At 71.6% G+C, this 15141-nt stretch carries 13 protein-coding genes and 3 tRNA genes; 8 read left to right on the top strand and 8 right to left on the bottom strand.

The features are described 5' to 3' along the window. Position 1: 1 nt before the first annotated feature. From ACGFIS_RS09635 to ACGFIS_RS09605, 7 genes are all read right to left on the bottom strand, one after another. Entirely contained in the window at positions 2-1198 is a 1197-nt protein-coding gene (locus tag ACGFIS_RS09635; protein WP_392901705.1) for a cytochrome P450, read from the bottom strand. Positions 1199-1208: 10 nt separating this feature from the next. Beyond that, positions 1209-1796: a TetR/AcrR family transcriptional regulator gene (locus tag ACGFIS_RS09630; protein WP_392901703.1), complete on the bottom strand. Its 588-nt coding sequence runs from the start codon at positions 1794-1796 to the stop codon at positions 1209-1211. A gap of 40 nt (positions 1797-1836) precedes the next feature. Next, positions 1837-1920 (bottom strand) — tRNA-Tyr (locus ACGFIS_RS09625). A gap of 35 nt (positions 1921-1955) precedes the next feature. Further along, a tRNA-Leu gene (locus ACGFIS_RS09620) sits at positions 1956-2028 on the bottom strand. A gap of 5 nt (positions 2029-2033) precedes the next feature. Continuing rightward, positions 2034-2107, bottom strand: a tRNA-Leu gene (locus ACGFIS_RS09615). A 234-nt stretch (positions 2108-2341) separates the two neighbouring features. Beyond that, positions 2342-3739, bottom strand: coding sequence for a protein kinase (locus tag ACGFIS_RS09610; RefSeq protein WP_392901701.1), 1398 nt, complete (start codon positions 3737-3739; stop codon positions 2342-2344). A 156-nt stretch (positions 3740-3895) separates the two neighbouring features. Then, entirely contained in the window at positions 3896-4471 is a 576-nt protein-coding gene (locus ACGFIS_RS09605; protein WP_392901699.1) for a TetR/AcrR family transcriptional regulator, read from the bottom strand. 73 nt (positions 4472-4544) lie between these two features. Between ACGFIS_RS09605 and ACGFIS_RS09600 the strand changes: the two genes are divergently transcribed. Further along, on the top strand, positions 4545-5255 hold the full coding sequence (locus ACGFIS_RS09600) for an enoyl-CoA hydratase-related protein (RefSeq protein ID WP_392901697.1): 711 nt from the start codon (positions 4545-4547) through the stop codon (positions 5253-5255). Here ACGFIS_RS09600 and ACGFIS_RS09595 read toward each other — a convergent pair. Next, positions 5240-7642: an ATP-binding cassette domain-containing protein gene (locus ACGFIS_RS09595; RefSeq protein ID WP_392902839.1), complete on the bottom strand. Its 2403-nt coding sequence runs from the start codon at positions 7640-7642 to the stop codon at positions 5240-5242. The two genes, ACGFIS_RS09600 and ACGFIS_RS09595, sit on opposite strands and share 16 nt — an antisense overlap. A gap of 258 nt (positions 7643-7900) precedes the next feature. Between ACGFIS_RS09595 and ACGFIS_RS09590 the strand changes: the two genes are divergently transcribed. From ACGFIS_RS09590 to ACGFIS_RS09560, 7 genes are all read left to right on the top strand, one after another. Next, positions 7901-9067 carry an acyl-CoA dehydrogenase family protein gene (locus tag ACGFIS_RS09590; RefSeq protein WP_392901695.1) on the top strand — a complete coding sequence of 389 codons (1167 nt, stop codon included), beginning with the start codon at positions 7901-7903 and terminating at the stop codon, positions 9065-9067. Between the two features lies 1 nt (position 9068). Beyond that, positions 9069-9644 carry a TetR/AcrR family transcriptional regulator gene (locus ACGFIS_RS09585; protein ID WP_392901693.1) on the top strand — a complete coding sequence of 192 codons (576 nt, stop codon included), beginning with the start codon at positions 9069-9071 and terminating at the stop codon, positions 9642-9644. Positions 9645-9708: 64 nt separating this feature from the next. Beyond that, positions 9709-11175 (top strand): aldehyde dehydrogenase, encoded by a 1467-nt coding sequence (locus ACGFIS_RS09580; protein WP_392901691.1) that lies wholly within the window; start codon positions 9709-9711, stop codon positions 11173-11175. Then, positions 11172-11906, top strand: coding sequence for an SDR family oxidoreductase (locus ACGFIS_RS09575; RefSeq protein ID WP_392901689.1), 735 nt, complete (start codon positions 11172-11174; stop codon positions 11904-11906). Before ACGFIS_RS09580 ends, ACGFIS_RS09575 begins: the two co-directional genes overlap by 4 nt. Continuing rightward, positions 11903-12766 carry an NAD(P)-dependent oxidoreductase gene (locus tag ACGFIS_RS09570; RefSeq protein WP_392901687.1) on the top strand — a complete coding sequence of 288 codons (864 nt, stop codon included), beginning with the start codon at positions 11903-11905 and terminating at the stop codon, positions 12764-12766. Before ACGFIS_RS09575 ends, ACGFIS_RS09570 begins: the two co-directional genes overlap by 4 nt. After that, positions 12759-13190, top strand: a complete 432-nt coding sequence (locus tag ACGFIS_RS09565; RefSeq protein WP_392901685.1) for a carboxymuconolactone decarboxylase family protein — start codon at positions 12759-12761, stop codon at positions 13188-13190. Before ACGFIS_RS09570 ends, ACGFIS_RS09565 begins: the two co-directional genes overlap by 8 nt. A gap of 79 nt (positions 13191-13269) precedes the next feature. After that, entirely contained in the window at positions 13270-15138 is a 1869-nt protein-coding gene (locus tag ACGFIS_RS09560) for a beta-propeller domain-containing protein (protein WP_392970194.1), read from the top strand. The last annotated feature ends 3 nt before the right edge of the window (positions 15139-15141 follow it).

The following is a 15141-nucleotide window of genomic DNA, read 5'->3' as shown; positions in this document are numbered from 1 at the left end:
TCTACCGCACCTCCACCCGCACCGGCAGGGCCGCGAAGCCGCGCACGTTCACCGAGTGCACCCGCTCGGCACCCGCATGGTCGACCTCGTAGGACGAGACGTGCCGCACCAGTTCGCCCAGCGCGATCCGCGCCTCCAGCCGGGCCAGGTTGGCGCCCAGGCAGAAGTGCCGGCCGCCGCCGAAGCTGACGAGCTGCGAGGTGTCGCGATCGAGGTCGTAGGCGTCGGCCTCCTCGAAGACCCTCGGGTCGCGGTTGGCCGACCCCACCAGCAGGAGCAGCCGGTCGCCCTCGGGGACCCGCCGCCCGTGCAGCTCGACGTCCCGGGTGACCGTCCTCGCGAGCATCTGGCTGGACGTGTCGTAGCGGAGCGTCTCCTCCACCCAGTCGTCCACCCGGGCCGGGTCGCCCAGGGGCTTGGCGGCCTGCCCGGGATTCAGCGCCCCCCAGTACAGCGCGTTGGCGAGCAGCTTGGTCGTGGTCTCGTTGCCGGCGACCACCATCAGGAACAGGAACGCGATGATCTCTCTGTCGTCCAGCCGGTCCCCGTCGATCTCGGCGTCCAGCAGCGCCGACGTCAGGTCGTCCGACGGGCTGCGCCTGCGCTCGGCGACCATGTCCTGGTAGTAGCCGACGAGCGTGAGCGCCGCCTCCATCCCGGCCTGCGGGACGTCGTTGAGGCCCTCCTCCCGGTGGACGACGAGGTCGGCGAGCCGCCGCACCTCGACCCGGTCGGCCTCGGGGACGCCCATCATCTCGGAGATGACGTCCATGGGCAGCAGCCCGGCGAAGTCGGACACGAAGTCGAACTCGCGCTTGTCCAGGGCGGGTTCCAGGTGGCGCCGGGCCAGCGCCCGGATGTCGTCCTCCATCTCCTTCACCCGCCTGGGCGTGAAGCCCTTGGACACCAGCGCCCGCATCCGGGTGTGGCGCGGCGGGTCGAGGGCCAGGAACGACATCGTCCGGTGCGCCTGCGGCCCCCATGCGCTCGGTTCCAGCGAGACGCCGTTGGCGTTGGAGTACGTCGCGTGGTCGCGGAACGCCGCGGAGACGTCGGCGTGCCGCGACAGCGCCCAGAAGCCGAGCTCGTCGTTGCGGTAGAGCGGCGCCTCGTCGCGGAGCCGCGTGTAGAAGGGGTACGGGTCCTCGTGGACGGCGTAGTCGAAGGGGCTGTAGAAGACCTGCGCGGCAGGGTCCACGGCCGTCACCTCACTCGGGGGGGTCGGGCAGGATGAGCTCCGCCATCTCGGCGAGCCGGTCGGCCATGCGGGCATAGGACGTGTAGCCCATGCCCGCGTACACGAGCGCGCCGGTGTAGGCCAGCTCCAGCGCGCCGAGGATCTTGGGGTCGTCGTGGTCGCGCAGCGCGGCCTGGAGGCGCTCGCGGATGGCGACGCCGATCCGCATCCGCAGTTCCCGGACGTCGGGGTCGGTGCCGAGCAGGGCGGTGGTGCACGCCGCGGCCAGTTCCGGCTCGTCCGAGACCAGCAGTGCGATCTCGCGCAGCACCTCCTCCACGCGCTCGTGCAGCGTGCCGTCGGCCTCCACCGGCGGCAGCGCGCTGAGCCTGCGCCAGAACACCTCGGTGATCAGGTGGTTCTTGGACGCGAAGTAGGTGTAGGCGGTCGCGGGCGCGACCCCGGCGCGCTTGGCCACGTTGCGGACGGTCAGCCCCTCGTAGCCGGTCTCGCCGACCTCCACCACGGCGGCGTCGGTCAGCCGCCGCACCGTGTCGGCCTGCCGCTCGGTGAGGCGGCGGCGGGTGGGCTCGGTCGTCAGCTGCTCATTACCGGACACGTGTCCAGACATTAGTTCAGCAACGAGCCGATCGCAACGGTGGGGCGGGTGGGATTCGAACCCACTCAGCGCGAGGCACCTGGGTTACAGCCAGGCCCGACTCTCCGGACGTCGGCGCCGCCCCCTGCGCGGGCACCGTTCGAGGACGGGCCCGCGTCGTACCTCCGGAGGGATTCGAACCCCCATCGCACAGCACCTCATGCTGCCGTCTCTGCCGTTGGACTACGGAGGCATGCGTGCGGCTCCCGGGATTCGAACCCGGAACGTCCACTTCCTGAGAGTGGCCTCTCTGCCTGTTGGAGTAGAGCCGCGAGGATCTTCGCGAGGTGGCGTCACTCGCGGCTGCTCCGGGGCCGGGAGGGGTCTACCGGGAGACGGGATACCGGCCGGGGCGGGCGTGTGACGCCGAGGGAAGTCGTGGTCGATACTGCTCCAGAGCCATGGCCGGTCCTCCTCCCAAGGTCTCGTGTCACCGTCTTGGACGGGCTGACGTCGTCTACGGTGCCATCATCCGGAGAGCCGGCACAACGTGTTTTCCGCGCCGGTCACTGCTCTTCCGGCAGTGCCGCGCCGAAGGCGATCAGGGCCCAGAACGCGACCATGATCCAGCCGAGCGCGATCCCGGTGACGGCGAGACCCATCCCGCGTTCGCCCGAGCGGCGGACCCGCGCCCAGGCCATATGCCCGGCGACGATCGCCGGGATGGACGGAAGGCCGCAGGTGATCAGACCGACCGCGCCCATCGAGATCGCGTAGATCGCGAGGCTGTTCATGGGCGGCTTGGCGTGCGGATACCCGTGCGGCGGCGCCGTGGGGGCGCTGTAGGCGTTGTCGTAGGAGTTGTAGCCCGTGGGCTGCCGGTACGCGGCGGGACGTGCGGCGATCGCGTCGGCGTACCGGTTCCAGGTCTCCGCTTCGGCGGTGCGGCCCTGCCCGTTGAGGAGCACCGCGAGGTTGCGCATGGCGGCCGGGTCTCCGGCCTGGGCCGCCTGCCGGTACTGCCGCTCGACCAGCGCCTCCGCCTCCCCCGCGGCGAGCGCCGGGGCCGGGGTGTGCTGCGCGGCGGGCGCCTGGGTCCGCTGCGGGGCGGGCGCCTGGGTCTGCTGCGCGGGTGGCCTGGACGGCGCCTGCGCGCGCTCCGGCCGCACGCCGCTGGAGATGAGCCCGTCCAGCAGGGCCTGGGCGGACGGACGCCGCTCCGGGTCCTTGGCGAGTGCCGCGCGGACGGCGCCGAGGAGCGAGCCGCCGAGTCCGCCGAGATCCGGCTCGCCGCTGACGATCTGGTGGATGATCGCCGGAATCGAGTCGCCGCCGAAGCACGGCCCGCCGCGCGCCGCGAACGCAACGGTCGCGCCCCAGGCGAACACGTCGGACGCCGCGGTCGCGCCCCGTCCGTACAGCTGCTCGGGCGCCATGAACGCGGGCGTCCCGACGATGCCGCCGGTCGCGGTGAGCCTCGTCCCGTCCAGGGAGCGGGCGATGCCGAAGTCGATGACGCGCGGCCCGAACGTCGACAGCAGCACGTTGGCGGGCTTCAGGTCGCGGTGGACGACGCCGGCGTCGTGGATGGCGGTCAGCGCGGTCGCGATGCCGACCGCGACGGCCTCCAGGTCGGCGCCCCGGAGCGGGCCGTCCTTGGCCACGGCGGCGTCGAGGCTCGGCCCGTTGACGAACTCGGTCACCAGGTAGGGCGGCTCGGCGGCGGGGTCGGCGTCCAGGACCGGCGCGGTGCAGAACGGCCGGACCCGCTGCGCCGCCGCCACCTCGGCCTGGAACCGCGCCCGGTACTGCCGGTCGGCGGCGTACTCGCGCCTGATCACCTTGATGGCGACCTTGCGTCCGGCGCCGTCCAGCCCCGCGTACACCGTGCCCATCCCGCCCTCGCCGAGGCGATCCACGATCCGGTACCGGCCGATGCGTTCCGGCAGGTCGGGCTGTGACACGGGATGTTCTCCTCAGGGCGGGGCCAGGCCCCACAAGCCTGGCACATCCGGACGCCGCCCGGCCCATGACCGCGCGATTGTGATCAGCCGGGCCCGCCGAGGGACAGCAGGACCGCGAGCGCGACCGGCGCGACCGTGATGCGCCGAAGCCGCATCTCAGGGCAGTTCGGCGCGAAGCGTCCCGGCCACCACGTCCGCGGTGACGTTGAGCGGACGGACGTCGTGCGCCGTCCGGCTGAGCACGAGCGCGCCCTCGAAGGCGCTGAGAACGTACGTCGCCAGCTCGGCGGCGCGCGCCTCCGGGATACCGGCCCCGGCCAGCCGCCGGGCGGCGGCCGCCTCCCAGGACGCGAACACCTCCGCGCAGGCGTGCCGCAGCGGCTCGCTCGTGCTGGCGACCTCCAGGGCCACCGTCGCGATCGGGCAGCCGTCGGCCCAGTCCGACTTGCGAAGCGCGTCCGCGCTCAGCCGAAAGAAGTCGCGCACCGAATCCACCAGATCCCCGTCGGCTCCCGCGAACACGAGGTCGAACAGCTTCAGGTACCGGTTGCCTGAATGCGTGACGGCCTCGGCGCCCAGCTGCTCCTTCCCGCCGGGGAAGAAGTGGTACAGCGATCCCCACGGCGCCCCTCCGGCCGCCGTGATCTGCTTCAGCCCGGTCCCCGCGTACCCCTGCTCGCGGAAGAGCTGCGCGCTGGCCTCAAGCAGCCGGGTTCGAGTATCCCGCGTCATGCCGTCACCCTAGCCCGTTGCATCACTAGATCGATCTATCTAATATGACGATCGATCTAGATGGGAGCCGTCCATGACCGTCAGAACCGAAGACCGGGACCAGGTCCGGATCATCACGCTCGACCGCCCGGACCGCCGCAACGCCGTCGACGGCCCGACCGCCGCCGCCCTCGCCGGCGCCTTCACCGAGTTCGAGCGGGACGACGGGGCACGCGTCGCGGTCGTCACCGGGGCCGCCGGCACGTTCTGCGCGGGCAACGACCTGAAGGCGATGGCCGCCGGCGACTTCCCCGCACCCACCGCGGGCGGCCCGCCGCCGATGGCGGTGACGCACACCCGCTCGTCCAAGCCGGTGATCGCGGCGATCGAGGGCTACTGCTTCGGCGGCGGCTTCGAACTGGCCCTCTGGTGCGACATCCGCGTCGCGTCCGAGACCGCCGAGTTCGGCCTGCTCAACTTCGAGCGCGGCCTCCCCTCGATGGACGGCGCCACGGTGCGCCTCCCCCGCCTCATCGGCCGGTCCCGCGCCCTCGACGTCCTCCTCACGGCCCGCCGGGTGCCGGCCGGGGAGGCGCTGGACTGGGGAATCGTCACGACGCTCACCGGACCCGGCGAAGCCCTGACCGCCGCCGTCGCCCTGGCCGAGCGCATCGCGGCCCTCCCGGCGGCACCGCTCCTCGCCGCCCGGACCTCACTCCTCGATCAGTCCTCCCTGGAGGAGGCCACGGCTCTGCGGAACGAGACGGCCCAGGCCCTGGCGGCGGTGAATCAGGTGGCGATGTAGTCCGCGAGGTGCCGGCCGGTGAGGGTGGAGCGGGCGGCGACCAGGTCGGCCGGGGGGCCCTGGAAGACGATCCGGCCGCCGTCGTGGCCGGCTCCGGGGCCCAGGTCGATGATCCAGTCGGCGTGCGCCATCACCGCCTGGTGATGCTCGATGACGATGACCGACTTGCCCGAGTCCACCAGCCGGTCCAGCAGCCCGAGCAGCTGCTCGACATCGGCCAGGTGCAGCCCGGTGGTCGGCTCGTCCAGCACGTACACCCCGCCCTTGTCGCCCATGTGCGTCGCCAGCTTGAGCCGCTGCCGCTCGCCGCCCGACAACGTCGTCAGCGGCTGCCCCAGGCTCAGATACCCCAGCCCCACATCGGCGAGCCGGTCCAGGATCTTGTGCGCGGCCGGCGTGCGCGCCTCCCCGGAGCCGAAGAACTCTTCGGCCTGGGCCACCGACATCGCCAGGACCTCACTGATGTCCCGGCCGCCGAAGCGGTACTCCAGCACCGCCGCCTGGAACCGCTTGCCCTCGCACTCCTCGCAGGTGGTGGCCACCCCGGCCATCATCGCCAGATCGGTGTAGATCACCCCCGCGCCGTTGCACGCCGGGCACGCACCCTCGGAATTGGCCGAGAACAGGCCCGGCTTGACCCCGTTGGCCTTGGCGAACGCCTTGCGGATCGGGTCCAGCAGCCCGGTGTAGGTGGCCGGGTTGCTGCGCCGCGACCCGCGGATCGCGCCCTGATCGATCGACACGACACCCGCCCCCGCGGGGATCGACCCGTGGATCAGGGAGCTCTTGCCCGACCCGGCCACGCCGGTGACGACGCACAGCACCCCCAGCGGGACGTCCACGTCGACGTCGCGCAGGTTGTTGGCGTCCGCACCCCGGATCTCCAGCGTCCCGGAAGACTTGCGGACGGTGTCCTTGAGTGCGGCGCGGTCGCCCAGGTGCCGGCCGGTGACGGTGCCGCCGTCCCGCAGCCCGTCCACGGTTCCCTCGAAGCACACGGTGCCGCCGGCGGTGCCGGCGCCGGGGCCCAGGTCCACGACGTGGTCGGCGATCTGGATCGTCTCCGGCTTGTGCTCCACCACCAGCACCGTGTTGCCCTTGTCCCGCAACCGCAGCAGCAGCTTGTTCATCCGCTGGATGTCGTGGGGGTGCAGGCCGATGGTGGGCTCGTCGAACACGTAGGTGACGTCGGTGAGCGACGACCCCAGGTGGCGGATCATCTTGACGCGCTGCGCCTCACCGCCCGACAGCGTGCCCGCCGGCCGCTCCAGAGACAGGTAGCCCAGCCCGATCTCCACGAACGACTCCAGCGTGCGCAGCAGCATCGTCAGCAGCGGCGCCACCGACGGCTCGTCCAGCCCCCGCACCCACTCGGCCAGATCGCTGATCTGCATCGCGCACGCGTCGGCGATGCTCACCCCGCCGATCTTCGAGGAGCGGGCCGCCTCGGTGAGCCGGGTGCCGCCGCACTCGGGGCAGCCGGTGAAGGTCACCGCCCGGTCCACGAACGCCCGGATATGCGGCTGCATCGCCTCCCGGTCCTTGGACAGGATCGACTTCTGGATCTTGGGGATCAGCCCCTCGTAGGTGAGGTTGACGCCCTCCACCTTGACCTTGACCGGCTCCTTGTACAGGAAGTCGTCGAGCTCCTTCTTGGTGAACTTGCTGATCGGCTTGTCCGGGTCGACGAAGCCGGACTCGGCATAGACCCGCACCGTCCAGAAGCTGTCCGACTTCCAGCCGGGGATGGTGAACGCGCCCTCGGAGATCGACTTGGTGTCGTCGTAGAGCTGGGTGAGGTCGATGTCGGTGACCTGGCCCCGGCCCTCGCAGCGCGGGCACATGCCACCGGTGATGCTGAACTCGCGCCGCTCCTTCGTCTTCTTGCCGCCGCGGTCGAACGTGACCGCACCCGCTCCGCTGATCGACGCGACGTTGAACGAGAACGCCTTGGGCGAGCCGATATGCGGCCGCCCCAGGCGGCTGAACAGGATCCGCAGCATCGCGTTGGCGTCGGTGGCGGTCCCGACCGTGGAGCGGGGATCGGCCCCCATCCGCTGCTGATCGACGATGATCGCCGTCGTCAGACCGTCCAGGACATCGACGTCGGGCCGCGCGAGCGTCGGCATGAACCCCTGCACGAACGTGCTGTAGGTCTCATTGATCATCCGCTGCGACTCCGCGGCGATCGTGCTGAACACCAGCGAACTCTTCCCCGAACCCGACACTCCGGTGAACACCGTCAGCCGGCGTTTCGGGATCTCGATGCTGACGTCCTTGAGGTTGTTCTCCCGCGCGCCGTGCACGCGGATCAGATCGTGGCTGTCGGCAGCGTGCGGCTCAGGCGGCCGGCCGCCCGTCCCGGTGTCCGTGCTCCCCGTGTCCATGCTCCCCGTGTCCGTGCTCATCGTGTCTCCATCTGTCGTGCAGGGCAATCAGGCTAGGTCAGGCTAGGGACGGCTCGGTGACCGGCGCTTCTCGATTTCTGACCGGTCCGGCCATTCTGGTCGGTCCGGCCACCTGGTCGGTCCCGCCATCTGGTCGGTCCGGCACATCTGAACGGTCCGGCCCATCTGATCAGTCCGGCCATCGTGATCGCCCAGGGCCTTCCGTCAGCACATACTTACGAGTATGGTCTCCGTACCATGGAGTATGGAGCTGACATCGTCCGCCGTGCGCGGGAGCTTGCACCGGTGCTGAACGAGCGGGCCCGCGCGGCGGAGGAGGCGCGGCGGCTGCCCGACGAGAGCATCGCCGACCTGGCCGGGACCGGCCTGTTCGAGATGCTGGTGCCGAAGCGATTCGGCGGCGGCGAACTCGGGTTCGAGGCGATGGTCGCGGCCTGCCGCGAGATCGGGGCGGGCGACGCCTCGACCGGCTGGCTGAGCGTCATCTACACGCTGCACAACTGGATGATCGCCCTGCTTCCGGAGGAGGCGCAGCGAGAGGTCTGGGCGGACCGCCCGTACGCGCTGGTGCCGTGCACGCTGGCGCCGAACGGGACCGCCGAGGCCGTCGACGGCGGCCACCGCGTCACCGGGCGCTGGTCGTGGGGCAGCGGGGTGATGCACGCCGACCACGTGATGGTCATGGCGCTGGTCACCGTGGACGAGTCGATCGAGCCGAGGCTGTTCCTGCTGCCGCGCGAGGACGCGGAGGTCCACGACGTGTGGCACACGAGCGGGATGCGCGGCACCGGCAGCAACGACATCGAGATCAAGGACCGGTTCGTCCCGGCGCACCGGTCGGCGCCGCTGGCCGACCTCGTGGAGGGCAGGGCGCCCGGGTCGCGGATCCACGACGGGGCGATCTACCGCATTCCGCTCGTCCCGGTGTTCGCGCTCACCGGGGCCGCGCCCGTGCTGGGCGTCGCCGAGGGCGTCCTCGCCCGGTACGCCGAGCGGATGCAGGGGCGCGTGATGGCGTACACCGGCGTGAAGCAGCGCGATCTGATGAGCGGCCAGATCCGGCTGGCCAAGGCCACCGCGGACCTCGCCGCCGCCCGGCTCCTGCTGGAGGACGCGGTGCGCCGGGTGATGGAGACCTACGAGTCGGGCGGCCGCTTCGGGATGGCCGAGCGCGCCCGGTCCCGGCTGGTGGCCGCGCATGTGGCCGGCGTCGCCCGGACGGTCGTGAACGAGCTGTGCGCGTTCGGCGGCGCCAGCGTCCAGTTCACCGACTCGCCGTTCCAGCGCGCGCAGCGGGACGTGAACACGATCTCGTCGCATGTGGTCTTCGACGCCGACGCGACGTACGCCCTGTACGGCAGGACCGTGCTGGGGATGGACCCCGATCCGATGACCCTGGTGTGACGTGGCGACCCGTGAGGACACCGGGAGCCGCGCGACGGTCACCCGGCGGGACTGGATCGAGGCCGCCTACCGGGATCTCGCGCGGTCCGGCGAGCGCGGCGTCGGGATCAACGCGCTCGCCGCGCGGCTGGGCGTCACCAAGGGCAGCTTCTACTGGCATTTCAAGGACCGGGCCGCGCTGATGCGCGCGCTGCTGGACCGCTGGGCGCATGAGCGCACCGACGAGATGCTGGCCCGCGCCCTCGGCAGCACCCCCGATCCGCTCGAACGGCTCCGGCGCATTCATGCGCTCGGCCGCGAGGTCGCGCCGATCGACCGGGCGATGCGGTTGTGGGCCCAGCACTCCCCCGAGGCGGACGAGGCGGTCCGGCTCGCCGACCGGGCCCTGCTCGGTCACATCACCGGATGCCTGGACGAGCTGGGCTTCGCCCCCGGCGACGCCCGCCTCCGTGCGCTGCTGATGCTCCGCGCGTGGGTCGGCGGCTATCTCGTCCCGTCCCCGGACGAGGATCCGCCCGGCGGCGAGCCGTCCGACCGGACTCTGGAGATCTTCCTGGCGAATCGCGCCGATTCCTGATCTCCGGCCGAATTCACCGGTTCGGTCTTGCGTCCGGCCCCGCCCTGAACGGTAGTCTGGACACGTGTCCAGAACAACCGATCGCTTGCTTCTGCTGGACGGGCGGCTGACCCCGAGCGCAGGAGGCGGCGCCTTCGAGACCATTGATCCCGCCACCGAGGAGGTGCTCGGCACCGCCGCCGACGGCACCCAGGCCGACATGGACCGCGCGATCGGGGCCGCCCGCCGCGCGTTCGACGAGACATCGTGGGCGGCGGACGCCGCGTTCCGCGTCCGCTGCCTGCGCCAGCTCCGCGAGGCGATGCAGCGGCGCTCCGACGAGCTGCGCGAACTGACGATCAAGGAGGTGGGCGCGCCGAGGTTCCTGACGTTCGGGGGCCAGCTCGACACGCCCGTGGACGATCTGGGCTGGTTCGCCGGGCTCGCCGAGTCCTACGAGTGGGAACGCGACCTCGGCCGGGCCGAGCCGATGGGGATGCCCAGCAACCGGCGGATCCGCCGGGAGGCCGCGGGCGTCGTCGGGGCGATCACCCCGTGGAACTTCCCGCACCAGATCAACCTGGCGAAGCTGGGCCCGGCGCTGGCGGCGGGGAACACGGTGGTGCTGAAGCCGGCTCCGGACACGCCGTGGTGCGCCGCGGTCCTCGGCGAGATCATCGCGGCGGAGACCGACATCCCCGCCGGCGTCGTCAACGTGGTCACCTCGTCCGACCACGGGCTGGGCGCCCAGCTCGTCCGGGACCCGCGCGTCGACCTGGTGACGTTCACCGGGTCGACGGAGACCGGGCGGAACGTCATGGCGAGCGCGGCCGGCACGCTCAAGCGCGTCTTCCTGGAGCTCGGCGGCAAGTCGGCGTTCATCGTTCTGGACGACGCCGACCTCAAGGCCGCCTGCTCGTACGCGGCGTTCTCCGGGATCGCCCACGCCGGGCAGGGCTGCGCGATCACGACCAGGATCCTCGTGCCCCGCAAGGACTACGACGAGGCCGTGCGGATCACGGCCCGGACGCTGGCGAAGCTCGGCGCCGGCGACCCCGGCGACGACCGGACGATCTGCGGTCCCGTGATCTCGGCGAAGCAGCGCGACCGCATCGAGGGGTACCTGGATCTGGCCGTGAAGGAGGGCGGATCGTTCGCCTGCGGCGGTGGCCGCCCGGCGGGCCGGGACAAGGGCTTCTGGATCGAGCCGACCCTCATCACCGGGCTCGCGAACGACTCCCGCACGGCACGTGAGGAGATCTTCGGCCCCGTGCTGGTGATCATGCCGCACGACGGCGACGACGACGCGGTCCGCATCGCCAACGACTCGCCGTACGGGCTGTCGGGCGCGGTGCACGGCGGCGACGCCGAGCGGGCGCGGGCGGTCGCGGCGCGGCTGCGCACCGGGACGGTCAGCGTGAACGGCGGCGTCTGGTACAGCGCGGACGTCCCGTTCGGCGGCTACAAGCAGTCCGGGATCGGCCGCGAGATGGGCGTGGCCGGGTTCGAGGAGTACCTGGAGACCAAGGCGATCGCGGAGGGCACGACATGAGGTTCGAGGGCAGGGTCGCGGTGGTCACCGGGGCCGCGCAGGGCATCGGGGAGGCTTACGCGCGGGCGCTGGCCTCCGAGGGCGCGTCCGTGGTCGTCGCCGACGTGGACGAGCGCGGGCAGGCCGTCGCCGACGACATCAAGGGCGTGTTCGTGCGGACGGACGTGTCCGACCCGGCATCGGCCGAGGCGATGGCGGCGACGGCCGTGGAGCGGTTCGGCGGCATCGACCATCTCGTCAACAACGCCGCCATCTTCGGGTCGATGAAGCTGGACTTCCTCTTCACCGTCGACTGGGACTACTACAAGAAGTTCATGTCCGTGAACATGGACGGCGCGTTGCTGTGCGCGCGCGCCTGCTATCCCCACATGCAGGCACGCGGCGGCGGCTCGATCGTCAATCAGTCGTCGACGGCCGCTTGGCAGTACTCCGGCTTCTACGGGCTCGCCAAGGTCGGGGTCAACGGGCTCACCCAGCAGCTCGCGCATGAGCTGGGCAGCATGAACATCAGGGTGAACGCCATCGCGCCCGGCCCGATCGACACCGAGGCCAACCGCACGGTCGTCCCGGGCAACATGTCCCAGAAGATCGTCAGGGACAAGATGGCGCTGAAGCGGATGGGCACGCCCGAGGACCTCGTCGGGATGTGCCTGTTCCTGCTGTCGGACGAGGCGGCCTGGGTCACCGGGCAGATCATCAACGTCGACGGCGGCGAGGTGTTCCGGGCATGAGCGAAGCGCTGAGCGCCGGGTTCGTCGGGCTCGGGCAGATGGGCGCGCCGATGGCGCGGCATCTCACCGGCCGGGGCCTGATCGTCTTCGACACCCGCGCGGAGGCCGTCGCCCCGCTGGTGAAGGCGGGTGCGCGGGCGGCGAAGAGCGTCGCCGAGGTGGCCGCGCACGCCGAGCTGGTATCGATCATGGTCCGGGACGACGCGCAGGTGATGGAGGTGGGCGAGGAGGTCATCGCCAGCGCCCGTCCCGGGACCGTCCTCGCGATCCACTCGACGATCCGCGCCGGGACGGCGGAGGACCTGGCCGAGAAGGCGCGCCGGTACGAGATCGATGTCGTGGACGCGCCGGTCAGCGGCGGCTTCATGGGGGCGAGCGCGGGCAGCCTCGCCGTCATGGTCGGCGGGACGGACGAGGCGTTCGAGCGCTGCAGGGAGCCGTTCGGCGCGTGGGCCGACCTCGTCCTGCACATGGGCCCGGTCGGCGCGGGCACGCGCACGAAGCTGGCCCGCAACCTGCTGCACTTCGTGTCGTTCACCGCGGCGGCGGAGGCGCAGCGGCTCGCGGAGGCGTCGGGGGTGTCGCTGCGGAAGCTGGGGCGGGTCGTCCGGCACACCGACGCGATCACCGGCGGCGCCGGCTCGATCATGCTGCGGCCGACGACCGCGCCGATGAAACCGGACGACGACCTCTACGACATCCTGTGCCACACCCGGGACCTCGGCGAGAAGGACCTGACCCTCGCCCTGGAACTGGCCGGCGAGCTGGACGTGGACACCCCGTTCGCCCGCCTCGCCCTCGAACGCTTCGGCACGGGCCTGGGCCTGACGGAAGACCCGGCGGGAGGAACCGATGACTGATGGAAACGAACCGGAGGACGCCGGGGGCCGGCCCCCCGCCACGAACGCGGACGGGCGGCGCGAGCGCGGCCTGGAAATGATGCGCCAGGTCTACGGGTGGGAGATCGGGGACGCGCCCGGTGACTTCTTCGGAATCACCGTCGACCATCTCTTCGGCGACATCTGGACGCGTCCCGGGCTGAGCATGCGCGACCGGCGGATGCTCCTCATCGGCGTCCTGGCCGGTCAGGGGCTCAACGACGTCCTCGACATCCAGATCCCGGCGGCACTGGCCAACGGCGAGCTGTCGCCGGACGAGCTGCGCGAGATCGGCATCTTCCTGACGCACTACGTCGGCTGGCCGCTCGGGTCCAGGCTGAGCGTCCAGATCGACGGCCTCATCGCCAAGCACGAGAAGCGCGCGCGCAGGGAGAAGTCGGACTAGGCCCGAGTACCGGGAACCCCGGGTCCGGTGCGAGCGTCCAAGGTCAATGCTGGGTCGTGTCACAACGTCGGCTGCGACGGTGCTGATCCTGGCCGGGTCGGCGGGATGCTCCGGTTCCTCCGGAGGCTCCGACCGGCCGGGGCAGGCACCGCCGGTTCGGCTCGTCGCCTACGACGGGTGTGCGGCCCTGCACAAAGAGCTGCGTCAGGCGACGGCGGACCGGGTCGGCCCGTTCGGGCTGAGCGACGCGCCCGCGCTGCGGGGTCTGCCAGAGGACGGCATGGCGCTGCGGAAGGGCCCGCAGGCGGCCGAGGCGGCCCCGGGGCGGCCGCCGCGGCATTCCACCACGAACGCCCATGAGCGGGCCGCGGACGAACCCGACCTCGTCAAGACCGACGGCCGCAGGATCGTGACGCTCGCCGGCGGCGAACTCACCGTCATCGACCCCGCGGCCCGCGAGATCACGCACACCCTGGATCTGCCCGGCTCCGGCGGCCGCGGCGACGGGCGGTTGCTGCTCAGCGGCGACCGCGTCCTCGTCCTGGACGAGCAGACACCGATGATCCCGTTCGAGCGCCGGGCGATCCCCGGCGGAGGAGCCGCCTCACCCAGGCCACCGGCGCCGCCGAGGCCGACGACGCGCCTGACGCTCGTCGACGTCTCCGGCGCCCCGAAGGTCGTCGGGACCATGACGACCGACGCGGACTACCTGGACGCCCGGCAGAGCGGCTCGACGGTCCGGGTCGTGTTGAAGTCCGAGCCCGACATCCGCTTCCCGGGCGGCGACGGCGGGAAGGCGGCCACCGACGCCAACCGCCGTGCCGTGAACAAGGCGCCGCTCGACGCCTGGCTCCCCGCCTTCCAGGTGGACGACGGCGACGGCGGCCCGGCGAAGAGGTACCGGACGCCCTGCGACCAGGTCAGCCGGCCGTCCTCGTACGCGGGTTCGAGCATGGTGAGCGTGCTGACGTTCGATCTGTCCAAGGGCCTCGGCGACCCGCAGGCGATCGGCGTCACCGCCGGCGGCACGACCGTCTACGGCAACGGGAAGAGCCTGTACGTGACCGGCACTCCCCCGAGGCCGTTCATGCCGAAGCCGCGCGAGAGGCGCCCCGCCGAGGTGCGCACCGACGTGTACAAGTTCGACGTCAGCGGAACAGGACGTCCCCGCTATGTGGCGTCGGGTTCGGTCACGGGCTCCCTGCTGAACCAGTACTCCATGTCGGAACACGACGGAAGACTGCGCCTGGCCACGACCACCGGCCGGTTCGCCCGTGCGGAGAAGCCGTCGCAGAGTTCGGTGTACGTCCTCGCACAGGACGGCTCAAGCCTCGACCAGGTCGGACGCATCGACGGCCTCGGCAAGGGCGAGCGGATCCACTCCGTCCGGTTCATCGGCACGACCGGCTACGTCGTGACGTTCCGGCAGACCGACCCGCTGTACGTGCTCGACCTGAAGGACCCGCGCCGCCCCCGCCTCACCGGCGAACTCAAGATCACCGGCTATTCCGCCTACCTGCATCCCACCAGGGACGGGAAACTCCTCGGCGTCGGGCAGGACGCCGACCTCACCGGGCGCACGAACGGCCTCCAGGTCTCCCTGTTCGACGTCTCCGGCGAACCCCGCCGGATCAGCGACTACAAGCTCCCCGGGGCGAGGTCGCAGTCGGAGTTCGAACCGCACGCCTTCCTGTACTGGCCGGATTCCGGCCTCACCGTCATCCCGGTGAACGGCCGGAGCGACGAAGGCAACGGGGCCTTGGCCCTCAAGGTGACCGGCTCGTCCATCACCAAGGCGGGAACCGTCCGGCATCCCGGCGGGTACCGCGGCACCGGCATCCGCCGTTCGCTCATCGTCGGCGGCACCCTCTGGACGTTCTCCGGCCGAGGCGCCCGCGCCACCGACGCGGCCACGCTGAAGAGCACCGCGTGGCTGCCGTTCGGCTAGTCC

The sequence above is a fragment of the Spirillospora sp. NPDC048824 genome, from assembly GCF_043198455.1.
In the GTDB taxonomy this organism is placed as follows: Bacteria; Actinomycetota; Actinomycetes; order Streptosporangiales; family Streptosporangiaceae; genus Spirillospora.
Note: the sequence above shows the minus strand (reverse complement) of the source record. Positions and strands in the feature narration are given on the sequence as shown.